Origin of the sequence: Acinetobacter sp. AOR01_HL (assembly GCF_027855455.1) — a bacterium.
Lineage (GTDB): Bacteria > Pseudomonadota > Gammaproteobacteria > Pseudomonadales > Moraxellaceae > Acinetobacter > Acinetobacter baumannii.
The window spans coordinates 137520-163708 of the sequence record NZ_JAKTIM010000017.1; the positions used below are offsets into that span (position 1 = coordinate 137520).

The 26189-nt window shown below is 38.4% G+C and carries 28 protein-coding genes and 1 riboswitch; of the genes, 13 read left to right on the forward strand and 15 right to left on the reverse strand.

Features of this window, described 5'->3' with window-relative positions; genetic code table 11:
- Positions 1–21 precede the first annotated feature (21 nt).
- Positions 22–750, reverse strand: a complete 729-nt coding sequence (gene pyrH / locus MKL62_RS04240; RefSeq protein ID WP_000852257.1) for a UMP kinase — start codon at positions 748–750, stop codon at positions 22–24.
- 51 nt (positions 751–801) lie between these two features.
- A complete protein-coding gene (gene rimO / locus MKL62_RS04245; RefSeq protein WP_000856680.1) occupies positions 802–2145 on the reverse strand; it encodes a 30S ribosomal protein S12 methylthiotransferase RimO in 1344 nt (447 codons plus the stop codon).
- 341 nt (positions 2146–2486) lie between these two features.
- Here rimO and glnL point away from each other — a divergent pair, with 341 nt between their 5' ends.
- The 5 genes from glnL (at position 2487) to MKL62_RS04270 (ending at position 7755) form a co-directional block, all read left to right on the forward strand.
- Positions 2487–3596, forward strand: a complete 1110-nt coding sequence (glnL, locus tag MKL62_RS04250; protein ID WP_000371970.1) for a nitrogen regulation protein NR(II) — start codon at positions 2487–2489, stop codon at positions 3594–3596.
- Positions 3583–5076, forward strand: a complete 1494-nt coding sequence (gene glnG / locus MKL62_RS04255) for a nitrogen regulation protein NR(I) (RefSeq protein ID WP_000089273.1) — start codon at positions 3583–3585, stop codon at positions 5074–5076. Before glnL ends, glnG begins: the two co-directional genes overlap by 14 nt.
- A gap of 275 nt (positions 5077–5351) precedes the next feature.
- Positions 5352–6005 carry a multidrug efflux transcriptional repressor AdeN gene (gene adeN / locus MKL62_RS04260; RefSeq protein ID WP_000543879.1) on the forward strand — a complete coding sequence of 218 codons (654 nt, stop codon included), beginning with the start codon at positions 5352–5354 and terminating at the stop codon, positions 6003–6005.
- Between the two features lie 112 nt (positions 6006–6117).
- Entirely contained in the window at positions 6118–7038 is a 921-nt protein-coding gene (gene argF, locus MKL62_RS04265) for an ornithine carbamoyltransferase (protein WP_001207983.1), read from the forward strand.
- Between the two features lie 192 nt (positions 7039–7230).
- A complete protein-coding gene (locus MKL62_RS04270; RefSeq protein WP_000209127.1) occupies positions 7231–7755 on the forward strand; it encodes a protein tyrosine phosphatase family protein in 525 nt (174 codons plus the stop codon).
- Here MKL62_RS04270 and ispF read toward each other — a convergent pair.
- Positions 7752–8234: a 2-C-methyl-D-erythritol 2,4-cyclodiphosphate synthase gene (gene ispF / locus MKL62_RS04275; protein WP_000226512.1), complete on the reverse strand. Its 483-nt coding sequence runs from the start codon at positions 8232–8234 to the stop codon at positions 7752–7754. The genes MKL62_RS04270 and ispF overlap by 4 nt on opposite strands.
- A gap of 103 nt (positions 8235–8337) precedes the next feature.
- Here ispF and MKL62_RS04280 point away from each other — a divergent pair, with 103 nt between their 5' ends.
- Positions 8338–8982, forward strand: coding sequence for an A1S_1983 family putative colistin resistance protein (locus MKL62_RS04280; protein ID WP_001139838.1), 645 nt, complete (start codon positions 8338–8340; stop codon positions 8980–8982).
- A gap of 46 nt (positions 8983–9028) precedes the next feature.
- Here MKL62_RS04280 and MKL62_RS04285 read toward each other — a convergent pair whose 3' ends face one another.
- Complete coding sequence (locus tag MKL62_RS04285; protein ID WP_030423750.1) at positions 9029–10273, reverse strand: D-amino acid dehydrogenase; 1245 nt, start codon at positions 10271–10273, stop codon at positions 9029–9031.
- A gap of 177 nt (positions 10274–10450) precedes the next feature.
- Positions 10451–10538: riboswitch (glycine riboswitch) on the reverse strand.
- Positions 10539–10684: 146 nt separating this feature from the next.
- Positions 10685–11176 (reverse strand): hypothetical protein, encoded by a 492-nt coding sequence (locus MKL62_RS04290; RefSeq protein WP_005128493.1) that lies wholly within the window; start codon positions 11174–11176, stop codon positions 10685–10687.
- Between the two features lie 311 nt (positions 11177–11487).
- Here MKL62_RS04290 and MKL62_RS04295 point away from each other — a divergent pair, with 311 nt between their 5' ends.
- Positions 11488–11949 (forward strand): hypothetical protein, encoded by a 462-nt coding sequence (locus MKL62_RS04295; RefSeq protein ID WP_001081038.1) that lies wholly within the window; start codon positions 11488–11490, stop codon positions 11947–11949.
- Positions 11950–12130: 181 nt separating this feature from the next.
- Positions 12131–12427: a hypothetical protein gene (locus MKL62_RS04300; protein ID WP_005128492.1), complete on the forward strand. Its 297-nt coding sequence runs from the start codon at positions 12131–12133 to the stop codon at positions 12425–12427.
- 133 nt (positions 12428–12560) lie between these two features.
- On the opposite strand, the gene fumC is transcribed toward MKL62_RS04300, so the two are convergent.
- Positions 12561–13955 (reverse strand): class II fumarate hydratase, encoded by a 1395-nt coding sequence (gene fumC, locus MKL62_RS04305; protein ID WP_001194768.1) that lies wholly within the window; start codon positions 13953–13955, stop codon positions 12561–12563.
- A gap of 114 nt (positions 13956–14069) precedes the next feature.
- Positions 14070–15077 (reverse strand): NAD-dependent epimerase/dehydratase family protein, encoded by a 1008-nt coding sequence (locus tag MKL62_RS04310; protein ID WP_000604791.1) that lies wholly within the window; start codon positions 15075–15077, stop codon positions 14070–14072.
- 65 nt (positions 15078–15142) lie between these two features.
- On the opposite strand from MKL62_RS04310, the gene tusD reads away from it, so the two are divergent.
- Genes tusD through MKL62_RS04330 form a run of 4 tightly spaced genes read left to right on the forward strand, consistent with a single transcriptional unit; the run spans position 15143 to position 16539 of the window.
- The gene (gene tusD, locus MKL62_RS04315) at positions 15143–15511 is read left to right on the forward strand and encodes a sulfurtransferase complex subunit TusD (RefSeq protein ID WP_000105718.1); all 369 of its coding nucleotides are present in this window, start codon (positions 15143–15145) and stop codon (positions 15509–15511) included.
- A gap of 44 nt (positions 15512–15555) precedes the next feature.
- A complete protein-coding gene (locus tag MKL62_RS04320; RefSeq protein WP_000859774.1) occupies positions 15556–15906 on the forward strand; it encodes a hypothetical protein in 351 nt (116 codons plus the stop codon).
- A gap of 17 nt (positions 15907–15923) precedes the next feature.
- Positions 15924–16208, forward strand: a complete 285-nt coding sequence (locus MKL62_RS04325; RefSeq protein WP_000194629.1) for a hypothetical protein — start codon at positions 15924–15926, stop codon at positions 16206–16208.
- A 19-nt stretch (positions 16209–16227) separates the two neighbouring features.
- Entirely contained in the window at positions 16228–16539 is a 312-nt protein-coding gene (locus MKL62_RS04330) for a TusE/DsrC/DsvC family sulfur relay protein (protein ID WP_001047539.1), read from the forward strand.
- Between the two features lie 4 nt (positions 16540–16543).
- On the opposite strand, the gene MKL62_RS04335 is transcribed toward MKL62_RS04330, so the two are convergent.
- Positions 16544–17407, reverse strand: coding sequence for a DMT family transporter (locus tag MKL62_RS04335; protein WP_001168995.1), 864 nt, complete (start codon positions 17405–17407; stop codon positions 16544–16546).
- A 122-nt stretch (positions 17408–17529) separates the two neighbouring features.
- Between MKL62_RS04335 and MKL62_RS04340 the strand changes: the two genes are divergently transcribed.
- Positions 17530–18933 carry an aminotransferase-like domain-containing protein gene (locus MKL62_RS04340; RefSeq protein WP_161778801.1) on the forward strand — a complete coding sequence of 468 codons (1404 nt, stop codon included), beginning with the start codon at positions 17530–17532 and terminating at the stop codon, positions 18931–18933.
- On the opposite strand, the gene MKL62_RS04345 is transcribed toward MKL62_RS04340, so the two are convergent.
- The 7 genes from MKL62_RS04345 to MKL62_RS04375 all read right to left on the reverse strand — a co-directional run bounded on the left by MKL62_RS04345 (position 18930) and on the right by MKL62_RS04375 (position 26090).
- Entirely contained in the window at positions 18930–19412 is a 483-nt protein-coding gene (locus MKL62_RS04345; RefSeq protein WP_000870671.1) for a winged helix-turn-helix transcriptional regulator, read from the reverse strand. The genes MKL62_RS04340 and MKL62_RS04345 overlap by 4 nt on opposite strands.
- Positions 19413–19620: 208 nt before the next feature.
- The gene (locus tag MKL62_RS04350) at positions 19621–20856 is read right to left on the reverse strand and encodes a molybdopterin molybdotransferase MoeA (RefSeq protein WP_005128489.1); all 1236 of its coding nucleotides are present in this window, start codon (positions 20854–20856) and stop codon (positions 19621–19623) included.
- Entirely contained in the window at positions 20856–21779 is a 924-nt protein-coding gene (gene moaCB / locus MKL62_RS04355; protein ID WP_000799981.1) for a bifunctional molybdenum cofactor biosynthesis protein MoaC/MoaB, read from the reverse strand. Before moaCB ends, MKL62_RS04350 begins: the two co-directional genes overlap by 1 nt.
- 23 nt (positions 21780–21802) lie before the next feature.
- A complete protein-coding gene (locus tag MKL62_RS04360; protein ID WP_000657202.1) occupies positions 21803–22291 on the reverse strand; it encodes a molybdenum cofactor biosynthesis protein MoaE in 489 nt (162 codons plus the stop codon).
- Positions 22292–22294: 3 nt separating this feature from the next.
- Entirely contained in the window at positions 22295–22549 is a 255-nt protein-coding gene (locus MKL62_RS04365) for a MoaD/ThiS family protein (protein WP_001187658.1), read from the reverse strand.
- Entirely contained in the window at positions 22550–23590 is a 1041-nt protein-coding gene (moaA, locus tag MKL62_RS04370; protein WP_086225891.1) for a GTP 3',8-cyclase MoaA, read from the reverse strand. It abuts the gene before it with no gap.
- Between the two features lie 226 nt (positions 23591–23816).
- Positions 23817–26090 carry a molybdopterin-dependent oxidoreductase gene (locus tag MKL62_RS04375; RefSeq protein WP_188200085.1) on the reverse strand — a complete coding sequence of 758 codons (2274 nt, stop codon included), beginning with the start codon at positions 26088–26090 and terminating at the stop codon, positions 23817–23819.
- Positions 26091–26189 lie beyond the last annotated feature (99 nt).

The window sequence follows — 26189 nt, forward strand, 5'->3', positions numbered from 1 at the left end:
GAGCTTTACGGCACACGTACATTATTTAGTAACGCGTGTACCCTCTTTTTCACCCATTACCACTGACAATAGCGCACCAGATTTATTCATATCAAATACTTGTAATGGAACATTATGGTCACGGCATAAGCAAATTGCCGTTAAATCCATAACACCCAGTTTTTCATCTAACACTTGGTCAAATGTTAAATGGTCATATTTCACCGCATCTTCGTATTTACTCGGATCTTTATTATAAACACCGTCTACTTTGGTCGCTTTCAAAATTAAATTTGCTTCAATTTCAATACCACGTAAACATGCTGCTGTATCAGTTGTAAAGAATGGATTTCCTGTTCCTGCTACGAAAACGCACACTTCGCCTTGGCTTAAATGACGAATCGCATCACGACTTGAGTAAGACTCTACAACAGTACCGATTGGTAGCGCTGACATAAGACGAGTTCTGATATTACGGCGCACCAATGCATCACGCATTGCCAAACCATTCATAACAGTTGCAAGCATCCCCATCTGATCACCTGTTACACGACCAACCAAACCGTCTTTTTGTAACTGGCTACCACGATATAAGTTACCGCCACCTACAACGATACCTACTTGCACACCCAAGCCAACCAAATGTGCAATAGAAAGTGACATCTGATCTAAAACTTGAGCATCAATACCCATATCTTTATTACCTGATAAAGCTTCACCAGATAATTTTAATAAAATTCGTGAATAACGGGGGCTGATTGTTTCCGCCATGATTTTGCTCCAAGACCTCTTAAACTGAATGCTTTTTGAATCGCGATTCGATTAGACCGATTTAATTTTAATTAACTTTGCAAATAAGTCGTATTCATCCGCATCGGTAATTTCGACTTCCAACATATCGCCTGGTTGAATAGTGCTCTTATCGATATCTTCTACAAAGACATTACCGTCAATTTCCGGAGCATCGGCATAAGAACGTGCAACAGCAACAGGATATTCATCTTCCAAACTATCGACCAATACAGTCATCGTTTGACCAATACGTTTTTGTAATTTGGCAGCAGAGATTTGTTGCTGCACTTGCATAAAGCGCTCGTAACGCTCTTGCTTAACTTCTTCTGGCACATGATCTGGTAAATCATTTGCCGTAGCGCCTTCTACTGGTGAATAGGTAAAGCAGCCTACACGATCAAGTTGAGCTTCAACCAACCAATCGAGCAAAATCTGGAAGTCTTCTTCAGTTTCGCCTGGAAAGCCAACCACGAAAGTAGAACGGATCACAAGATCCGGGCATTTTTCGCGCCATAATTTAATTTTTTCTAATGTATTCTCACTATGCGCCGGACGTTTCATTAACTTAAGAACGCGTGGGCTTGCATGCTGGAATGGAATATCGAGGTATGGCAAGATTTTACCTTGAGCCATCAAATCGATTACTGCATCAACATGTGGATATGGATATACATAATGTAAGCGAACCCAAATTCCAAGCTGACCAAGTGCTTCACACATGTCAAAGAATTTGGTTTTTACGGGCTGTCCATTCCAGAAATCGAGCTTATATTTGGTATCTACGCCATAAGCTGAGGTATCTTGGGAAATGACCAAGATTTCTTTTACACCTGCACGTTTTAACGCAGCAGCTTCTTCTAATACGCTTCCAACCGGACGTGATACTAAATCACCGCGCATGCTCGGGATAATACAGAAGGTACAACGGTGGTTACAGCCTTCAGATATTTTTAAATAAGCATAATGTTTCGGTGTTAAACGGATACCTTGCTCAGGAACAAGGTCAATAAACGGATTATGTTTAGGCGGTGCTGGGACATATTCATGTACAGCTTCCATAACGTCTTGATAAGCTGCTGCACCAGTAACTTTTAGAACATTAGGGTGCATTTGACGAATTTTATCTTCGTCTTTACCTAAACAGCCCGTCACAATAACTCGGCCATTTTCACTCATGGCTTCGCCAATTGCATCTAAAGATTCTTGTACTGCAGATTCAATAAAACCACAGGTATTAACAACAACTAAATCAGCACCATCATAATCTGATGCAACTTGATAACCTTCAGTCTTTAACTGAGTTAAAATTCGTTCAGAATCTACCAATGCCTTAGGACAACCTAAAGAAACAAAACCGACTTTGGGGGTCTTCATGAATCTGCGCTCCACTTGAATGCGCGTATTGTATGTCTTTTCTCGTCTCAAGCATAGGTGGAAACCCCACTCTTTGTGTAATGCACCAAAATACAACCAATATTTGCACCAAAACTCAATATTGCACCAAGTTGGATCATGATATTATTGATGTATACATCCGTATTTTTGACCAAAAGATATTAAGAACGATTTTAGAGCGCTTTAATTACGCTTAAAACCTTAAAATAAACCATAAACAAAGTTGGCGTACATTTTGCATCAATCATGTTCTATAACGGTGAAAACCGATAACCAATGAAGATGCCATTGCGCCATTTTAAGACAGGAACGATTCGCTAATGGATCAACACACACCTATCGACTATCGCCTATTGGTAGACAATTTAACTACTGCGATTTTATTAATCGATAGTAACTTTAATATTTTTTATTTAAATTCCGCTTGTGAAGCACTTTTTGACATTAGTTTGCTTCGCGCTTCTGGACAACCGGTTTTAAATTTACTTCATGCACCTGATGATACTTTTAATACGCATGAAGCCTTATTGAACACGTTAAAAACGGGACAACCTTATACACGTCGTGAAGCCATCATTAATGTCAATTTTAAAGATTTACATGTGGATTATACGGTCTCGCAATTAAATGCAGGTAAAAGCTACCACCCGCTCTTACTTATTGAGTTAAATCCTATTGATCGTATGTTGAAAATTTCTAAGGAAGAAAACCTAATTCAACAACATCAAGTGGCTAGACAACTGGTTCGAGGCGTTGCTCACGAAATTAAAAACCCTCTGGCTGGTATTCGGGGGGCAACTCAGTTACTTGCTCGTAGTTTAAATGACGAGAGCTATGCTGAATTTACAGATATTATTATTAATGAGGTAGATCGTCTCACCAATTTGGCCGACACCATGTTGGGCTCAAGACAACTGCCAAGTTATGAAAATGTAAATGTGCATGAACCTCTAGAACGGGTACGCTCTTTAATCGCAAATCAGACCAAGAAAAAAATCAAAATTACTCGTGATTATGATTTGTCTCTACCCGATGTAAAAGCCGATCGAGATCAGCTCATTCAAGTCATGCTTAATATTAGCGTTAATGCGATTCAAGCTATTACAGAAAATAAATCATTTTTTACAGATCAAGAGCCTGAATTAATTTTACGTACCCGTATTCAACGTCTAGTCACTATTAATGGAGTACTCAACCGCTCTGCTGTACGAGTCGATATTGAAGACAATGGACCGGGTATTCCCGAAAGCATTTTAGAGTCTGTGTTTTACCCTTTGGTTACAGGACGAGCAAAAGGCACAGGGCTTGGCCTGAGTATTGCACAGAACATCATGCATCAACATAACGGAATGATTGAATGCCAATCAGTTCCTGGAAAAACAATGTTTAGCTTATATTTACCTTGGGAGTCAGACCGTGTCGCGAAATAAAATATGGGTTATTGATGACGATCGCGCCATGCGATGGGTACTTGAAAAGACCTTTAAAGAAGAAGGATTTGACGTCACCAATTTTGAAGAAGCTCAAACAGCACTTGAACGTTTACATCATGATGCGCCCGATGTCATCTTAACTGACATTCGTATGCCAGGTATTGATGGGTTAACTTTCTTATCTAAAGTGAAAAACTCTCACCCCGACTTGCCTGTCATCATTATGACGGCGCATTCGGACTTAGAGTCTGCTGTATCAAGCTATCAGACTGGTGCATTTGAGTATTTACCAAAACCATTCGATATTGATGAAGCTTTAGCTTTAGTCAATCGAGCAATTTTGCATATCAATAAGTTGCAGCAGCAAGAAGCGACAAAAACAGCTTCACCACTACAATCAACAGAAATTATTGGCGAATCTCCTGCTATGCAAGAGGTTTTCCGAGCGATTGGTCGTTTATCTCAGTCGCATATTACCGTTTTAATTAATGGTGAATCAGGCACAGGTAAAGAACTGGTTGCGCATGCTTTACATAAACATTCTCCACGACGCGCTAAGCCTTTTATTGCTTTAAACATGGCAGCAATTCCTAAAGATTTAATCGAAACGGAATTATTTGGTCATGAAAAAGGTGCTTTCACGGGTGCAAACACCCAACATCAAGGCCGCTTTGAACAAGCAAATGGCGGAACACTATTCCTTGATGAAATTGGTGACATGCCATTTGAAACCCAGACTCGATTGTTACGTGTGCTCGCAGATGGTGAGTTTTACCGAGTTGGTGGTCATATACCGGTTAAAGTAGATGTCAGAATTGTCGCGGCAACCCATCAAGACTTAGAAAAACTGGTGAATGAAGGTCGTTTCCGTGAAGACTTATACCACCGTCTAAATGTTATTCGAATTCATATTCCGAAGCTTGCGCATCGCAGTGAAGACATCCCTATGCTGGCTCAACATTTCTTGGCTCGCGCGGGTAAAGAGCTAGGTGTAAGTCCAAAGATTTTACGCACTGAAACAACGGACTATATGCAACAATTACCTTGGCCTGGTAATGTTCGTCAGCTTGAAAATACCTGCCGTTGGTTAACTGTCATGATTACTGGTCGTGAGGTTTATCCGGAAGATTTACCTTCTGAGCTTAAACAGGTTCCACTCCAAAAAAGTAGTGAGACTAGTCAGCCAGCACCATCTTTTGAACGTATTTCTTTGCACCATTGGGATGAGCTACTAAGCCAATGGGCAATTCAAAAACTTAAAAATGGTGAAATGAAGATTTTAGACATTGCTACTCCAATGTTTGAGCGCACCTTAATTAATGCAGCACTACAGCAAACTCGTGGGCGCAAACGCCATGCAGCCGAGCTGTTAGGTTGGGGTCGTAACACCCTAACCAGAAAGTTAAAAGAGCTGGGCATGGACTCTGCTGATGACGATGATGAGGACGAACATAAAGCAACATTGTCAGAAGCTTAACACCGAAGTAAAAATCAAAAAGCGGCTAATTTAATTTAGCCGCTTTTCTTTATGACTATTTAAATCGGAATTGACTATCAAACTAAAATGTGAACATACGGTTACATGATCAAAAAATTCTAAAAACCCATATAACTTATTATATCTAATAAATTTTCTACAAACCTACACTCTACTTATTGTTTACCAGATGACCTAAAAACATACCAATGACCATCGTTAAAGATAGATTTGCTATACTAGATAAGCAGTGTTAGCCGTCGTTATTAAATTTTATGCATGATCCAGTCCTTGAGTCACATCATCTCGTATGTGAGAAACCCCAAACACGCCGCGGTATAGAACGTCGTTTAGCTCTATTGCTAAGCGCAACCGAGCTGTTTTTGGAAAAAGGATATGATGCTGTCTCTCTTGACGACATCGTTAATCATGCTGGTGGTTCAAAAACCTCTATTTATAAATACTTTGGTAATAAAGATGGCTTATTTACTGCAATCTGCGATTATCGCCGTGAAATGTTTTTTAAAGATATCTGTATTGCATTTCAACCAGAGCAAACTTCTTTAAAAGATTATTTAATCCAAACTCTCATCCGTTTTTATAAGCACATTATTCAACCTGAACACATTGCCTTTTTACGTTTGGTTATTGAACAAACTCAATGTAATGCGACTTTAAGCCAATACTTATATGAAAAATGTGCTCTGGATGTCCAAAATACAATTGCTCAAGCCTTACTCATATCTCATCAATCAGGTGAAATTACCTGTACATCTCCTGATCATTCCTCTCTTATGTATTTTGGAATTTTACGTGATATTGAATGGCGAATGATTATGGGAATGCCTCTCCCACCTAATGAAACGGAAGTCATTGATTATATTAACTATTGTGTTGATATTTTCTTAAAGGGCCATCATAAAGTCTAATTCTTTTGCATTTTGAAATGCTTATAGTATAGTAGACTTCTTTTTTCCCACTTCCACCCAGCCAACAACAGATAATTGTTGTAATTCAAAACAATTATTATGGAGTAGCTACATGGCTCTAAGACATTTCCTGACTTTACGTGATCTATCCACTCTAGAACTTAATCGCATTTTGGAACGCGCAAGCGAACTTAAGAAAATGCAGCAAAGCAATAAGGTATATCAACCTTTTGTTGGTAAAGTATTGGGAATGATTTTTGAAAAATCGAGCACACGCACTCGTATTTCTTTTGAAGCTGGTATTAATCAATTTGGTGGTAGTGCCATTTTCTTATCACCACGTGATACGCAATTAGGCCGTGGTGAACCGATTGAAGATTCAGCCCGTGTTATTTCAAGCATGCTTGATATCGTAATGATTCGTACTTTTGGTCACGATATCGTTGAACGTTTTGCATCTTATTCAAAAGTTCCCGTTATCAATGGCTTAACTGATGATCACCATCCTTGTCAGTTACTTGCAGATTTACAAACTTATATTGAACATCGCGGCAGTATTGAAGGCAAAACCGTAGCTTGGATTGGTGATGGCAATAATATGTGTAATTCATACATTGAAGCTGCACACATGATGGGTTTCAAACTCAAGATTGCATCACCAAAAGGTTATGAACCTAAACCTGAGTTTTTAGCAGAGTTTGGGCATTGTGTTGAACTTTTTGATAATGCGGAAGATGCGGCTGTAAATGCTGATCTTATCGTTACAGATGTATGGGCAAGCATGGGACAAGAAGAAGAACAGAAGCTTCGTGAAAAAGCCTTTGCTGATTTTCAGGTTAACGAGAAATTAATGGGACTTGCACACCCGGACTGTTTATTCATGCACTGCTTACCTGCTCATCGTGGTGAAGAAATTTCTGAAACCATGCTCGACCATAAAAATGCCGTAGTATGGGACGAAGCAGAAAACCGTCTGCATGCACAAAAAGCTTTAATGGAATTTTTACTCAACGAAAATTTGAAAAAAGCTTAATTTCTAATTCAAAAAACAGCATCATTAAGGTGCTGTTTTTTATTTTTATAAGATCCCTATTATCCTCATTTATTATTTTAAAAATTTTTATGATGTTGCCCAATATATAAACAGTCTATATTTCAACTGTCATACATAATCGTGTATAACATTCTACACAATAAGCCAAGCCTACTCGTGTAGAGTGCGATTATGACAACCCTTGAACAATCATTATCTGAAATCCCTGCATTTTCGATCATTCATGAACATTTATTTAGTTCAGCGCAACCTTCTATCGAACAACTTAAGCTCATTAAAGAGTATGGTTGTAGCACTGTTATAAATTTAGCTTTATCGAATTCACCAGATAGTATTAAAAATGAAGATCAGGTCTGTCTTGAATATGGTTTAAATTATATTCATATTCCAATTGACTGGGAAACACCCTCTTCTGACCAATGCTTATTAGTTTTAGATTTGATTGATCATTTAGTGCAGAATGAAATTGTTTGGATACATTGTGCCAAAAATAAACGCGTAAGTTGTCTTATGTATGTCTACAGACAATTTTATATGAATATGGATATGCCAACCTGTCAGGATTTGCTTCATGAAATTTGGGAGCCAAATGAAACATGGACAGGACTCATTCATAGTATTACCTTACAGCTTCAAGGCCGTAAGGCTACCTTAGAACTTCAACAATCTTTGCAACAAACCAATGATTTAGTTTAATGAGATATTAACACCGTCGCTGTTGCTAAAATTCCTTCTTGGCGACCAGTAAATCCAAGTTTTTCGGTTGTGGTCGCTTTGATACTAATTTGATTTAAATCTACATTTAAAACATCTGCAATGCTTTGACGCATTTCCAAATTATATTTGGCTAATTTAGGACGCTCACAAGCTACCGTAATATCAGCATTATTTAAATGATAACCTCGGTCTAATATTAATTGATAAACATGTTTAAGTAGAACACGGCTATCCGCTCCTTTAAATTCTGGATCTGTATCCGGAAAATGCTGACCAATATCACCAAGTGCTAGAGCACCTAGTAAGGCATCACATAATGCATGTAGCACGACATCGCCATCAGAATGTGCTTTCAAGCCATGCGTATGCGGAATTTGAACGCCAGCTAAGGTTACGAAGTTACCCTCTTCAAAGGCATGCACATCCATTCCTTGTCCAATACGAATTTGAGCAACCATATAAACTCTTCCCTTCTATTATAAAAGCTTAAGAAATCTTGTATTCAACCGTCGTGTTTCGCTATAGTACACTTAGCAAAGTAGACTGAAAGTATAAGCGATCATGCCGTCGAATACTGATATGAATCAATTGAAAAGATTAAGTTTTGTCGTGACATTGAGTTGTTTATGCTCATCGCTTGTTTTTGCAGAATCTATCGACTGCTCCAACTCAAAAGCAGAGCTAAAAATCTGTTCAAAAACCTTTAGCGAAGCACGAAAGCAGCTCAACAATAAATATCTTTCTGCATACTTGGTCACAGATGCCCCACTGCAGCTTCTACAAGATACTCAAACATTGTGGCTTAGACAAACACAACAATGCAAAACCAATTCATGTATTCAACAACAGTTTGATGTACGTGGTGATGATTTAAATTTTTATGCTTCACTTAAACAAACCCTAACTCAGCATTATCTTAAATTTGAAAATGGACATATTGCATCTCAGCCCGTTCATTTACAAATACATCAACTTGCTAAAGATAAAATCAAAATTGAAGGTTTAGCTTACCGTAATCCGAATAACCGAAAAGAAACCCAAACGGTTTCACTTATGGCTTACAGCTCTCCTGAACAGAAAAGTGAAATTTTAGATAATGAACATAACTGTAAATATAAATTTGACTTTCAGAAAGCACTGCTCATCGTAAAAACCCAGCAAAAAGGTTGTGAGCGCTTCACAGGAATTTATCGTCTGTACGACTAGTGAATATAAAATAAAAAAGCCAGTGCATAGACACTGGCTTTTCTTTTTATGCGGGATACTTTTGTTGAATATCCTGACTCACCAAAACAGCTGTAGCTGCTGACAAAGTCCAGCCTAGATGACCATGTCCCGTATTATAGAAAACTCGAGACTGTTTAGACTGTTTCACAACTGGCAACATATTAGGCATTATTGGTCTTAAACCCGCCCAAGGCACAACATGCTCAGTTGAAATGTCAAAATTACGGTTTACCCAATTTACCAAAGGTTGAATACGGTCGGCTCGAATATCTCGATTATAACCATTAAACTCGGCCGTACCTGCTACACGTAAACGATCTGGTCCTAAACGAGACGTTACAATTTTAGCGCTCTCATCCAACAAACTCACCCACGGTGCATTTTTTATACTTTTTTCATCTTTTAATTGGACGGTAATTGAATAACCTTTGACCGGATAAACATTTACACGTTCACCAATCATATCAGCCAACTGATAACTTCCTACACCACCACAAACCACTAAAACATCACCTTCTAATTGAAAGCTGTCTGTTTGGGAAAGATGCGGATGCTCAGCACTTGGCTGACAATTCAGTACCACTTTATCTGCATGACACTTAATATCAGTGACTTCCAGTCCAAATTTATACTGAACCCCATATTGTTTAGTCTTTTCAGCTAAAGAGGTTGAATATTTATGGATATCACCGGTTGCATCGCTTGGTGTGTAATAGCCACCAAAGTACTCACCCGTTAAAGAAGGTTCGATTGATTTCATTTCCTCAGGTGAAACCGAGTAACGTTCTAAAGTCCCTTTATTTAAAACATCATTAACTCGCTTGGCGATGTCATAATCATCCTTAGTATGATACATATGAAGAATACCGCGTTTCTCCAGATCAAATTGAAGCTGCTCTTTTTCAGCTACGTCAAACAAGCGCTTACGCGCAAGCAATGCCAAGCGAACGGTTTCTATTGTGTTGGCTTCATAATTTTTAATATGAGACAAAAACTCAACCAACCAACTATATTTATGTAGGCTAAAGGAAGGATTCAATAATAAAGGAGCATCTTTTTGCCTCATCCATTTAAAACCTTTTATAACGGTCGCTTTCTGGTTCCAGACTTCTGCATTACAAGCAGATAATTGCCCTCCATTTGCAAATGATGTTTCCATGGCTGGATAAAGATGGCGATCAATCACTGTGACTTGGTAACCTAATTGAGATAATTCATAGGCTGAAGTAACCCCTGTGATTCCTGCACCAATCACAATAACATGTGGCATAACAGACTCCTCTGAAATGCAAGAACATTTCATCAGTACAGCCCATCTGTCATTTGTACCTGAGAGTTTCGACCTAAATACTACCTTTTAGTATTTCGATCTTCCCCTTCGGTGAGTTTATGACTTATAAGTTTTTATTCTCCATGCTTATAAATCTTAAGCTGCTCTCCAGATTTTTTAATTATTACAGTCCTTTTGCCTGAGAGTTTCCGGGCCTGTTGCTCCTTCGGCGGGTTCTTAAGAACCTCTCTCCCGCAATAATTTTGTATTTATATAAGCAATGTATCTGCCACTTTTAAAAAAACGCATTCATTTCTTGTAAACTTTTGTACAACTCACCAAAAAAAACACACAATCTTTTGATTTAATTATAAAAAAGGTGAATTATAAGAATTCACCTTTTGACATTCATTAGAGCTTTCCATTAAGCACTTGGTCCGAAACGGTACCTTTCCATTGCTCCCGCAAGGTTGGCAAATAAAATTTCTCGCCTATTGTGAACAGTTCAGCATCAATGAGTGCATGAATTTCGTGCATAAAAATATAATCCAATGCAACTAGAGAAAGTTGATGATTTTTTTGTGCTACTTTTTTACGTTTCGCTTGAGCTTGTTTAATTAGCTCATTTGCAAAGTTTTTATCTTTATAAGCAGTAATGGCATTTAAACGAAGCTCAATCACACCCCAACCTGCCAATAACTTTTTGAAGATTTCAAAGTCTTTTGAGGTTGATTCCCAAGTTACATTTTCCAGATCATGATCTTCAGGTAAAACAGGTAATAATAAATCACCAGTACTTGGAAAAATCTTTTTAAGATTTAACAGAAATTTAACAGGCTGATCACTTGGGTAATCATTAAATTGCACATGTTGTTGAGTATCTGTTAAATAAATAGAGAGCATTCAAAAAATCCTTAGCTAAACTACTGTTTTTCATAATTAATTTAAAAATTGCAAGAACAAAAGCAATTAAAAAATAATATAAAAACAGGATAAGGTGGGCATTTTAACAATTATGACAGCTTATTCAACACCAAGTTGCTTTGATAAAGCTTAATAAGGAATAATTACAACCTAGAAACTTGCAAATAAACCTTATACAACTTTGAAAATTAAAAATATGTATATTTTAGATATATTATTTTTTAGTTTACTATTAAATTTAGTGTTATAATACAGTGATTTACTCACTTTCATCTGGGCTATCCATAGAAATGAATAGATTACAATTAATTTTATTAGTTTTAAGTACTGCTACTTTTTCTCCTTTTGTATTTTCTGAAACAACTATCTCCCCAACCAAATATGAATTTTATGGACAAGAGTCAAAACGCCATAAGAGTATGCTTGAGGTAAATAATAGTTCAGATCATAAAATTAACGAATCACAACACAATCCTTTCCGCTCTGATTCAAACAAACAAAACGTAGATTTTTTTGAGATTGCAAAACACTACCAAGAAGAGCAACCACAAAACACTTATTCCCACTCTCCTGACCATACTGTAAATATGAGTGATCATGAACGAAGTCTCTATTACATTAGAAATCATGACAATATGGGCCTTCAAAGAGATGTTCGTTATCAACAATATAGATCATTAAAACAACAATATGATAAAGGTGTCATTTCTCGTGATGAATATAAAAATAAAGTTTACAAAATCTCAAGATAAGCTTATCTATATTGAAGCCTTCTTTTAAAAAGGAGGCTTCTACAGTTAATTTTGATATAGATTGTTAAAAATATTTTAAATAACAAAGATTCATAGTAAACAAACAATAAAAAGTAAACAGTTTTAGCTTTTAAAACGCGCCACACTACTCAAATCTTCTCTACGAATAAAGGAGATAGCAATGAAGATTCGCGCTTCACGTACCTATTCAACTTATTCAAATAATTATTTTATTTCTAGAGAGTATGAATGCAGTGTTATTCCGGTAAAAGGAATGTGCTTTACTGATCTTGGTTTGACAGAAAATGGTGTGATTCAGCCAGTAGAAATTAATGAGGTCACTATAGATCCAGCATCTAATTCTTATCATATTCTTTTAGCTAAAGACTCACATGAATATACAAAAGAAGAATTAAAAAGAAAGTTTGAAGAGATGAAAGCTAATGGCTGGGAATATATAGAAGATCTATTGGTATAGCTCTTATTTTTAATAAATAACTTAGGGTAAATGAATGGCCCTAACTTTAACATCTTAAGCATAATAGCCATCAGTAGTTAAGAGTTTGTAAAATCGCTACAAAATATACTGCTGATGGCTATTGTTAAATCGCTTATTTACTATTTGGCGAAACCATTTTTTCAGGTTTAACCACTTCATCAAATTGCTCTGCTGTAACAAGTCCTAGCTCTACAGCAACTTGTTTTAAAGTTTTATTCTCTTTATAAGCAGTTTTCGCCACTTTTGCAGAGTTTTCATAACCAATAACCGGATTTAATGCCGTAACTAACATAAGAGAATTATGCAAGAAGTGATCAATTTTCTCACGATTTGGCTCAATCCCTACTGCACAGTGATCATTAAAACTATTACATGCATCACCAAGCAACTGAATAGATTGCAGTAAGTTATAAGCAATTACTGGCATAAATACATTGAGCTCGAAGTTACCAGAAGCACCAGCGACATTAATAGTGGTATCGTTGCCAAGTACTTGGGCAACAACCATGGTCATGGCTTCACTTTGAGTCGGGTTCACTTTACCTGGCATGATACTTGAACCAGGTTCATTTTCAGGAATACGGATTTCACCGAAGCCGCAACGTGGACCACTTGCTAACCAACGAATATCATTGGCAATCTTGTTTAAGCTTACCGCTAGTGTTTTTAATGCACCTGATGCAAACACAGCAGCATCACGTCCTGCAAGTGCTTCAAATTTATTAGGAGCGGTAACAAATGGCAAACCCGTTAAAGCTGCAAGCTGAGCTGCTGCCTTAACAGCATAGTCAGGATGAGCATTTAACCCAGTTCCTACGGCTGTGCCACCTAATGGCAACTCATACAGACCACTTAAAGCTTGTTGTAAACGCACTAAACCATGCTCGAGCTGAGAAACATAACCGCTAAACTCTTGACCAAGTGTCAGTGGCGTTGCGTCTTGTAAATGGGTACGGCCAATTTTAACAATATCTTGGAATTCGTCTGACTTTTTTTGCAAAGTCGCTTTAAGCTGTTCTACAGCAGGGATCAGTAATTCATTAATTTGCAAACTTGCCGCAACATGAATAGCCGTTGGGAATGAGTCATTAGTAGATTGTGCGCGGTTAACATGGTCGTTTGGATGTACCGGCTTTTGTGCTCCGAGCGCTTGGCCTAGCTTTTGATTTGCAATATTTGCAATCACCTCATTACAGTTCATATTACTTTGCGTACCTGAACCTGTTTGCCAAACCACAAGTGGAAACTGAGAGTCCCATTTCCCTGCAATCACTTCCTCAGCTGCCCCCACAATATATTGGCTCAAATCTTGTGGTAACTGGCCTAACTCTGCATTGGTTATTGCCGCTGCTTTTTTTACCAAGCCCATCGCTCGAATCATGGCACGGGGTAAACGCTCCTGCCCGATTTTAAAGTTCTGTAAGCTACGTTGGGTTTGTGCACCCCACAGCGCTTCATTCGGAACTTCAATCTCACCCATTGTGTCATGTTCAATTCGTGTTTGCATAGAAACCTCGGTTATCTGGTTAAAGAACTCACGGGCTGAAGCAATTTATGCTTTGGCTAGTTAATTTTAGTATCGTACTCAAGCATTCCATTATTGTAAATAAGAATCATTATCTTATCTTCCATTTAATGTATTTTGATAAAATCTCCATTCATCTTCAATCATTTGTTTTAAAGTTCGCTTCGGTACCCATTGTAATAAAGTTTTTGCTTTTCCTATATTTGCACCAATCTGCGCTAACTCTTCATGCTTATAAATCGCAGATTGTGTCGGAATTTCGGCTTGGGTAACCTGTGAAATTTCATCTAATAATTGACGAATCGAATGCACTTGCTCATGAGCAATATTAAAAGCTTCACAGCAATGGGTTTGATCACGTAACCAATGTAAAGTTGAGCTTACTGCCTCACATACATCTAATACATGTAAAAAGCTACGTTCTACGGTATGGTCCTCGGTAGAAGACTGATCCTGTAACTCAATTAAATCACGTTGCATCGCTGCAACTTGCATGGCAAGCGGTACAATATTTTTAGGGAGCTGTGCTACATACTCGCCTAATACACCATGCTCAAAAGCACCTACAATATTTGATAGACGTAAAATTGCAATTTTCCATTCATGATCAATTTTGTAAGTATCACGGATGATTTCTTCAATCATCTGTTGCGACTTAATATAAGGGTTAGGATAAGCATAGTTGAAATCATCTGTTTCACTTAACTGTGAACCAGATTTTCCATAGACTGCCAAACTAGATAAATGAATAAAATGACGGACGCCTGTACGTTGCATTGCACGCAATAGGCTCATGATACAACTGACATTATCATTATAATATTCAAGCGGTTTTAAATTAGACTCTTCAATAGATTTAAAACCAGCCGTATGAATGACTGCATCAATTGAGTACTGTTCAAATACTTTGTTCAATGCAGGCGTGTTACGTACATCAAGTTTAACAAACGGAACGTACATACCAGAGATGTATTCTAACCGCTCAAGCGTTTGCAAGGTCGAGTTAGCCAAATTATCGACAAGAACCACTTCTTGGCCTTGAGCCATGAGACTCAATGCAATATGTGAACCGATAAAGCCTAAACCACCTGTCACTAAAATCATTGTATACTTACCTTTCTCTTAATGTATCTACGCCCATTTAGACGTATGACCATAGTGAATTCTCAATGAGTACATTACTACTAATAACCTCTGCTCCTACTTCGATCCATGCTTGGCATGCGCTGGGCCTAGCTCAGGCACTCAAAAGTAAAAATGAAGACTTTCGTGTATTCTTTTACCAAGATGGCGTTCAAGTTGCGAATGATTTTCAGTGGGTTCCTGACGACCAGCGTAATTTAACGCATGAATGGCAAAAGCTCGCGATCAGACTTCCTGTTTGCGTTAGCGCTGCTCTTGCACGCGGGATTACCGATGCAGAAAATGCGAGTCGCCATCAACTTAGTCATCACAACCTAGCGAACAACTTTGAGTTGGTTGGTCTAGGTGAACTTGCTGATGCAGTACAGTCAGCCTCTCGTCTTCTTCAATTTTAAGTTACTTTGTTAACTTAGATTGTTGCTTTTAAAAGGTATATTGTGTGAAAACTGTACTCGTTATTTTGACCCAAGCCAATTTAACCAGCCTACAAGTCAATGAAAGCCTCGCCGCTACTATGGTTTTAGCAACCTTTGGCTCACCAGTCAAAGTATTATTAAAAGATGCGGCTCTTAGTCTTTTACAAAATGAAGGTAACTTCGACCAATTGCAGCATGCTTTTAAAATTGCTTCAAACATGGTGGATAGCTTTGAGTTTTATGACTTAAGTCCAATCCTTATTGAAGCCAAAAACAAACAGCATCCATTTGTTCAAAACAGCGAGCAGGAACTAGAATTTGTTCAGTTAGATACTGAACTCATCCGGTCTTTCGATCATGTCTTATATTGGTAGATAAAGGTGTAATTTTAATGACGCAATCAACTCTTTATCTTGTGCAAGCTTCTTATCACCATACTCCTCGCATTATTGAAGAACTTGCAAAGCTATTTCATAAAGATGATCAAATTGTTTTTATGGGTGACTCAACTGCTCAACTTTCGGTAAATATTTGTCAGCAGTTTGGCTCAGTTTCTTGTTTGTCTCATGAAAAAGATTTAATTGATGCAGAAACCTTGGCTCAGGTTAAGGTATTGAACTATGACCAGTTTGCGGATCTGGTTTTACAATTTAATCGATGCATTTCTTTGAAATAATATAGTTAGGCTCATTTTTATGAATTTAGAATTAGATCAAGATGGTCATTTAGTCGACTATACGATTTGGAATCCCGAAGTAGCACAGGAACTCGCCAAATCTCTCGATCTTGAATTAACAGATTGGCATTTTGAAGTTTTAGCTGCGGTTCGCCAATTTTATCAGCAATTTGGGCATTCTCCTGCAACACGTCCTTTGATTAAGTTTTTAATGAAAACCGTCAGTCCAGATATTAATAATGCTGTTTTACAGCAAAAATTTAATACCGGTTTAGTTGCTCGCCATCTCAGTCGCTTGGCAGGTATTCCTAAACCGGCAAATTGTTTATAGATTTTTATGCGAATTTTTTAGCGGCAGCGACACATAAAATTGTTACTGCCGTTACCATTAACATCGACCAACTTACGTGTTCATGTAATAAAAGTGCGGCAATCGCAAGTCCCATTAAAGGCTGTAAAAGCTGTAGCTGGCTAATTGCAGCAATACCACCTTGTGCAAGTCCTTTGTACCAAAAAAAGAACCCGATGAGCATACTAAATAAAGATACATAAACCAGTCCTGCTACCGCTGATGTAGATACATCTTGAAAGGAAACGGGCATATAAAAAAGAGTAGCAAGCAGCATAATCGGTAAAGCTAAAATAAGCGCCCAACAGATCACCTGCCATCCACCTATTTTTTTCGAAAGTACTCCGCCTTCGGCATAGCCAAATCCACACAAAATAATTGCAATAAGCATGTATAAATCGCCGATGCCAAAAGAAGCTTCACCCGATAAGAAAAACATATAGGTAAAAACAACCAGACTGCCTAAAATTGCAAATATCCAAAAAAATAAATTTGGTTTTTCTCCACCTCTCACTACTGCAAATATGGCAGTAGCGAGCGGTAGAAGGCTAACAAAGACAATCGAGTGGGCTGCGTTCATATACTGTAGAGCAAGCGCAGTAAATAAGGGAAAACCAACTACAACGCCTAAAGCCACAATAGCGAGTGGCCACCAATCTTGTTTAGCAGGCTTTTTTTCCTTAAGCAAAAAGATAAGAATTAAACCCAAAACTCCTGCAATGACAGCTCTTGCTGCTGTTAGAAAACCAGGCTCAAAACCTGTTACCGCAACACGGGTAGCCGGTAATGAACCGGCAAAAATTGCAACCCCAATAAAACCATTCACCCAACCGTTCATAAACTTTTGCATATTATTCTCCGCAACTATACGAAGAATTTAAGCTGTGATATGGTGTCAAAACCAGATACAAAGCAGTACAATTTTAAAAAACTGTTATGTATAAACAAACAGTACAGTTAGAGATAATTAGTGTGAACCAGACCAAAACAAAAATCGAGCTTGTTATTTCACAGATTGAACAACAAATTAAGAATCGTTCTTTAACTCCAGGAACTCGACTTCCCTCTGTACGTAAACTAGCCAAAGATTTAGGCTTTTCTGTTTCTACCATTGTCGAAGCTTATGAGCGATTAATTGCCCTAGGTAAAATTGAATCACGTAGTGGTTCCGGCTTTTATGTAGTGGCACCACTTGCACCTTTAGCCTTAAGTGAATTAGGACCCAAATTAGATCGCTCTATAGATCCGTTATGGATTTCACGTCAGTCTTTAGAAGCAGAACCTAATGCGTTTAAACCCGGTTGTGGTTGGTTACCAAATGATTGGATGCCACTTGAAAGTATCCGCAAAGCATTAAGGTCAGCCACACGTAGCGAAGACGATAGTTTATTGGGTTATTCTTCACCGTTGGGGCTGTCCGCATTAAGAGATCTACTGGCTAGACGGGCACAAAGTAAAGGTATAGAGGCAAACCTTAATCAAGTCTTACTAACCGATTCAGGCACTCAAGCTATTGATCTGGTTTGTCGTTTTTTACTTAAACCAGATGATATAGTTCTAATTGATGACCCTTGCTACTTTAACTTTCATGCTCTACTTAAAGTGCATCAAGTTAAAGTTGTTGGTATTCCCTACACTCCAAATGGCCCAGACTTAGAGGCATTTAAAGAGGCTATTGAGAGCTATAACCCTCGGCTTTATATTACAAATTCCGGAATACACAATCCAACTGGAGCAACGCTCTCACTCTCGACAGCTCATCAATTATTAAAGTTGATTGATCAGTCTAATTTAATTGTGATTGAAGACGATATCTTCTCAGATTTTGAATATACTCCCGCTCCACGACTTGCAGCCCTAGACAACCTTTCACGCGTGATTTTTATTGGAAGTTTCTCTAAAACGCTCTCTGCTTCTATTCGCTGCGGCTATATTATTGCGAAACCAGAATGGATTGATCAAATTACCGATTTAAAAATAGCCACCAGTTTTTCTCACAATGGACTCTCAGCCAAGATTTTACACACAGCTTTAACCGATGGTTCATATCGTAAGCATCTAGATTTATTAAAAGTTCGTTTGGCTCAAGCCATGCAAGAAACAATCGCGAAGCTTAAATCGATTGGGATAGAACCGTGGATTGAGCCCAAGGCCGGAATTTTTGTGTGGTGTCGTCTACCGGAAGGTGTAGATGCAGCGAAGATTGCCCGGTTTTGCCTGAATCGGCAAGTGATTCTCGCCCCGGGTAATGCCTTTAGCCAAGCACAATCGGCAGGTCAATTTATCCGTTTTAATATTACACAATCAAATCATGATTATATTTATAAGACTCTTGCAGAAGCGCTTCTACAAGAGTCGTTAGAGAAACAAGTTTAAGCCTGTTTTTGCTTTTGTTCCATATAAGCAAAATAGCCCGGCCCAGCCGAAACCTGAACTTGTTTTGCATGTAATGGTTCACGACATACTGAACACACCATAACAGGTTCAAACTTATGACCACATGCTTTGTGACGATATTCCAAAGGTTTACCTAAACCTTGGTCCATCCATTTATCTGCCCAGTTCGCCATAGATAAGATAATTGGATAAAGCTCAAAGCCTTTATCCGTGAGACGATATTCAAAGCGTTCCTGACGGTCAAAATAAGGCGCTTTCACTAAAATTTCGTATTCAACCAACCGTTTTAAGCGATCAGAAAGGACATGACGAGTGACACCTAATGATTTTTGAAAGTCATCAAAACGACGAATTCCCATAAAAGCATTACGTAATATTAGCATCGTCCATCGATCACCAATCACTGATAGCATACGGGCAACAGAACAAGGCTGATCACCGATGTCATCCCATTTCATCTTTATGCTTTCCTCAATATAAAACTGGCCTACTTGCCTTATTATTTATACCCTAAACCACTTAATATGTCATATGCAATATTCAGCTTAGAAATAAGTTTTTAGTATATTTATAAAGCTTCTTTTTTAAAATAACAGTCACTAAAAATAGTTATAAAATATAATTAATCCATCAGTATGGATTAATTATATTCAGCTTATTTATAAGTTAATTTGAAATAAAGATTCCCTTTAGCACCGTTCCTGATGCTAGTTTTGTATTCGCAGGAATACGGACTAGACTATTGGCTTGCATAAGATTACTCAGCATATGAGACTGCTGCTTGGCCAAACTTTTTACTTTAAGTTGTCCTGCATCAAAATAAGCATACATTCGTAAAAAACGCTCACGTGCATCTTCTTTTAAATCATGCTCTAAAATTGCAGTAAACCATTCTGGTCCATGTCTATTGCCCTGCAATGCATCAAGCAAAGATTTACCGTAAACTTGCATTGCGACATATACCGCAGCCGGATTGCCCGGCAAACCTAGCAAATAGCAAGAATGGATAGCTTGTGAATTATGGTATTCGGCAAAGAATAAAGGTTTACCCGGTTTTTGTTTAACTTTCCAAAAGATTTGTTCAAATCCAACTTCGAAAGCACAGGGCCGAACAAAGTCGTAGTCTCCTACCGAAACTCCGCCAGTCGTTATAACAACATCATAGCTGTCTTTTAGTTGGTTAAAGTAATGGGTGACCTGATCTGCTTCATCTGCCACATGAATGAGTTCAACATCTAAACCATAATCTTCAAACCAAGCTTTTAGTAATGGACCATTTGCATCAAAGACTTTTCCATCGATTAAATCTTTTGCCGTTTGAGCAACTTCATCACCTGTGACTAAAACTGCAACTTTTGGTCTACGATAAACAGTAAGTTCTTGTACACCTGCCATACTTAAAGCAGCCAAGCTTCCAATATTTAGAAACTGTCCTACTTGAGCAAGTAACTGCCCTTGCTGGATTTCTTCACCAGTAAAACGGATATCAGCTTGAGGGCGTATATGCTCCGTTAAACAAATTTCTTGAGCCGAAATAACCGATACGATTTCTTGCCGTGCTACATGCGTTGTCCCTTCAGGAATTTTGCCGCCCGTAAATATACGAATCGCCTGACCTTCACCGAGTATGTCATGACTCTCGCTTCCGGCACGAATCTCACCTGTGACTTGGAACTTTTGATTATTTAAATCTTCTGTATGGCTACAAAGTGCATAACCGTCTACCGCACTTTGAGAAAAGCTAGGTAGATTAATTTCAGAGTAAATCTCTTTGGCAAGATAACTACTTAGGCTATTTGTTAGAGTCTTTTGAATAGAGCTTAAGTTTTTAGGCTTATTAATCACTAAATCTAGCGCTTCATCTATACTGATTAATCCACGCTCAGCACCACAACCTGACATTATTCATAACCTCCCGGATGTGGTAAATCACGGCAAACATCAAAAATATGGACTAATGCGGGTAAAATAGCGGCCATTGATTCGCTTGCTCCACCACGGCTTCCGGGTAACGTCACTACTAACGAACGGTCAATAAACCCTGCTACTCCGCGTGACATAGCAGCGTATGGCGTGCGTTTTTGTCCAAATGAGCGAGCAGCTTCCATTAAGCCATCTAATTTACGTTCTAAAAGAGGCTCTAGCGTATCAACCGTAATATCACGCTTACCAATTCCTGTCCCACCCACGGTCATAATACAAGCATACGATTTGGTGAGTTCTAGGACCAATTCTTTGAGATCATCTGCTTCATCAGGCAAAATTTGGTAATGGATCGGATCAAAGCCAGCTTCAGTTAAAGTTTCAACTACAGATTTTCCGGCAGTATCCGGCTTTCTACCCGCTGCTACGGTATCTGACAATACAATAACCGCAGCCGAAACAGGCTGACGCAATACCCGTTTAAAATGGGATTTTCCGCCTTTTTTCTTAAGTAGTTTACATTGATCCATCCAGAGTTCTTCTGGTTCACAATGAGGCTTTAACATATCGTAAATAGTTAAACCTGCAAGGCTTGCCGCTGTCAAAGCTTCCATTTCTACACCAGTTGGTCCAATGGTCTCAACGACAGCAATAATTTTTACAAAGTCATGTTCCAATTCATATTCTACATCTGCCCGATAAATCGGTAGCGGATGACATAGTGGAATCAGCTCATCAGTTCGTTTTGCTGCCAAAATTCCTGCAACACGCGCTGTTTTTAATGCATCACCTTTTTCCGTGTTTCCTTGTCTTAATAATTCAATACAGTGCGGTGGTGCATATAAAATCGCTTGTGCTTCGGCAACACGATAACTTTCCGGCTTCATTCCTACGTTTTTCATTATTTATCCTAGTATTACATATTTCAGTGTGAGTGCTCATGGCCGGCATGATGATGGTGATGTTTGTGGTCGTGCGGTGCATCCTTACGAATACAACAGCCCTCTACATAATGACTTGTGCCATCTGTAAAAAACTCTTCTTTAAAGACAGGTACTTCATGCTTTACCCGTTCGACCGCTTCCTCACATGCCTGAAAAGCTTCACGGCGATGGGCTGCATACGCAATCGCAATAATGGCTGTTTCACCGACATCCAGATATCCAATTCGATGAACCACTCGCACATAAGATACCTGATACTTTTTCTCAATTTCTAGCTCAATTTCACGTATCATTTTTTCTGCAAGCGGTTTATACGATGTATATTTCAGCGCCTTTACCGCTTTACCTTCGTGGTGATTACGAACCGTACCCATAAAAATATCGATACCGCCACATTCAGGAAAAGACTGAATCGGATCAAAAGTATCTAAGCTTAAAGCCTGCTCTTGTATTCTTGCGAACTCTTTCATGACTCATCCTCCGGCAACGGGTGATAATAAAACCAAAGTGCATGGCTCACTTAAGACAGTTTGTCTGGTTATGACATTATCACCAATCGCACATGCACATTTTTCCATGGCTTTTGTAGATTCCGGATGCAATAAAACAATTTCATCTAATACATCTTTAACCAGACTATGGCTAGGACAAACTAACAAAAGATTTTCAGGAAGCAATTTTTCAATTGCACCAAATGCTTCGACTTTAATTTGGATAGATTGTTGCATTTATCCCCCAAGCATATGCATGCTGATTTTACGGGTTTGTTGATGTTGTAAGGCATGGAAACCTTTGGCTTTATGCCAGATATAAGGATGAACCAAATTCTTTAAATTTTGGATATACACACCATATTCTGGAGTATGTTGTTTGCTTACCAGCGTTTGAAGCTGAGGCTTAATATTTAAGCCTTGCGGCGCAAATAAACAGTTATATAGTTCGCCTTTTGCGGTAAGCCGTATACGGTCACATTGGTGGCAAAATGAATGCGTAATTGTGGAAATAATTCCTAAATGGTAGCTACCGTTAATTAGATATTGACGCGCTGGCTCATGTTGCTGCTCGATGACTTGTACCGAATAATACTGTTGCAATACCTGTAAAATTTCAGCCTCACTTACCACATCTTTATTTGACCAAAGTGCATCACCATCAAGCGGCATAAACTCGATAAAACGCAAAGGAATATGATGAGCAATTGACCATTTCACCATAGGTAAGATTTGATCATCATTTCTATCTTTCATTAACACGCAGTTAATTTTAAAAGGTAATCCTACTTCTTTTGCAGCTTGTATCCCCTCTAAAACAGGCTCCAATTTTTTCTTGGTCAACTCTTTAAACTGAACAGGATCCAAACTATCTAAACTAATATTTAAATCATCTAATCCAGCATCTTTTAGCTGCTTAGCATGTTTAGCAAGGTAATGACCATTGGTAGTCATCGATATACGTTTTAAACCTAAACTTTTTAAAGACTGTAGATCTCGAATGAAATGAACAATACCTTGACGCATTAATGGTTCACCACCCGTAATGCGAATACTTTCGATACCTTGCTGCACCATAAAATGACAAAATTGGAAGAGCGCTTCAAAACTAAGCAAATCTTGTTTATTTAACCATTCTGGATGCTCAGGCATGCAATATACACACTTAAAATTACAGCGATCAGTTACAGAAATTCGTAACTTACGCTTGATGCGTCCATATTGATCTTGCAGAAGGCTTGGCGCAGTTTCAGAGTGATATTGTTTCATCATTTGCACTCATATCGAGAACAGTTCAAATATTGCGAGCACCGATTATGAACAATCAAATACAAAAAATTGCGCCTAAATAGTGCTTTGTTTTTTATGCAAAATTTGTTCCAGCTCTACTTATCTTCCATAATATTTAACTTTTTATAGGTTTTTAACCGTACCTTCTCAAGAACAATTTAAAAATAAATCTCGAGATAGCGCGGTAAAATCTATGTTTTACTTGATTCTATTTCTAACACTTTTCTAAACGGATGGGTACATATTTATGGTACGGCGTTTTCGACAATGGATCACAATGTTCAGCAGAAATAAGTAAGTTTAATTGTGGCCCAATTGGTTCACCATTTTGAAATCGCATACCATAGCCGTGTGGAAGTGATACAACACCTCTTCTCATCCCATCATCCAACTCAATAGCTACCTGAATTTCTCCATGCGCTGAGATACATTTAAGCTGCCCTCCTGCATCTACATTTAAGTGTCTTGCATCTTCAGGATGAATACGCAGTGCACCTTCTGCATCTACTTTTCGCCAAGCAGGGTCACGGTAAATCTGGTTAGCGTTGTAACTACGGCGTTCACCTGACAAAAGGATGAAAGGAAACTCTTCAACATTAACGTTATGGCTTTTCAAGCTTGCGAGTTCACTTAACATCTCGGGAATTGCAAGACGTATTTTCTTATCTTTATAAGCTACCAGTTTCCAGACTTCGTCATATTCATGTTGCGATAAAACCATACCTGAACGTTGCTTTAATATCTGCTCAAATAGTTTGACACCTTGTGTTAACGGATTACCTTTATAACCTGCACGGCGTACTGCTTTGGTATGTAATACAGCATATTGAATAGATAGCGGCAATAAAAAAGCAACTGAATCTGCAGAATTGCCAAGTCGTTTGCCAAGAGTTCGATAAATAATAGAGGCAGCAAAAGGGATATATTTTTTATGGCGTGCCAAGGTAAGTCCTAGCGCCGACAAGTACGGTAAATAGGCTGTTTTTTTCGAGTCGACCGCCGCTATTTTTTCTAGAATTGGAAAATTCTTCGGAATAGCATTCATTGCTTCCAGTAATCGAGTATAAATTTCGGCTTCCGGTAAAGTGTTTGCTTGAGTAGCCAATACGGGATGACGCAGGTGAAAACCATTCTTAGGAAATTCCAAGTTAAAACCAGTAAATTCCCATTTTTCAAACTGAGTATGAGCAGGCAAAATATAGTCGGCGAGCCTCGCGGTTTCTGTCATCGCAACATCAACTACCACCAACAAATCTAAGGCTTTAAAGGCTTCCTCAAAGGCAGGTGTGTCAGGATAGGTTAATAGTGGATTACAACTATCTACAAACACAGCACGAATTCGCTTTTCCCCTGCTTTTAGGATTTCATCGGGTAATATATTAGGTGGAAAAAACCCAGAGATCGGGAACATTTTATGATAAACACTACGTCGATATTTTGGTTTTCTTTCATCCGTATCGGTCAAAATTGGAATAAACATGGTATGCAAATTATTGGTACCCTGTTTTCCAAAGTTCCCTTTCAGTAAGTATAAAAGCTTTTCCAAATAACCATTTAATGTTGTATTCAAAGTATGTTGAATACCTAAATCGATACGTACACAGCCTCTTTTTGCCTTTGAAAAATCTCGAACAACCTGATAAATCAAATCGACAGGTACATCAGCTTTAGCAATATAGTCTTCAATCGGGACGTGGTTAAATGCAGCTTTTACTTCTTCAAACCCATGTGTATGCTGCTCAATAAACACTGCATCATAAAGCTTTTCTTTAATAATGATTGCAATCATGGCCGACATTAAAAAAGCATCTGTTCCCGGTTTTAGCTGCACGTGAATGTCTGCTTGTTTTGCCGTTTCAGTAACACGCGGGTCGAACACCACCATGGTTCGGTTCGGATCTTTCTTAATATGTTTTAGCGTGTCTCGTGCGTTGGGAATACCATGTGCCTGAAACGGGTTCGTTCCAATAAAAAGTACGTAATCTGCGTATTCAACATCTTCTGTAGTATGGCAGGCCTGACTACCGAACAGGCGGCCATTGAGCCAGAAATCACCTGTTTTTTCTTGGGCAAGTGAGTTATATGCATAATAACTTTTCATAGCCAATAAAAGTTGTCGGCTATAAGCTGCACCGAGGTGGTTACCCTGTCCACCGCCCCCAACCGAAGCAAAAGCAGTGCCGCCAAATTTATCTCTAATCTGAACCAATTGATTGGAAATTTCTTGTATCGCCACATCCCAACTAATTTCTTGAAACGAGCCATCTGGCTGGCGTTTTAAAGGTGCGGTCAAACGGTCTGCATGTTTCTGATAATGCTGTAATCTTGCGGCTTTTTGGCAAATGTAACCTTGAGAAAATGGATGCTCAGGATTACCTTTAATTTTGACAAATTGGTTATCTTTAATTTCTACGCTCAAACCGCAGTTTCTTGAACATAAAATACATGCGGTCACATCTGTTTTACTTTGCTGAGCTGCGTCCATCATTTTTCTGGCTCCGTTTATTTTTATACATCTGGCTAGAATGAAAATAACAAGTTCCAAAATAGAACTTAAATTCTAAACAGTCAATAACTCAAAATTTAA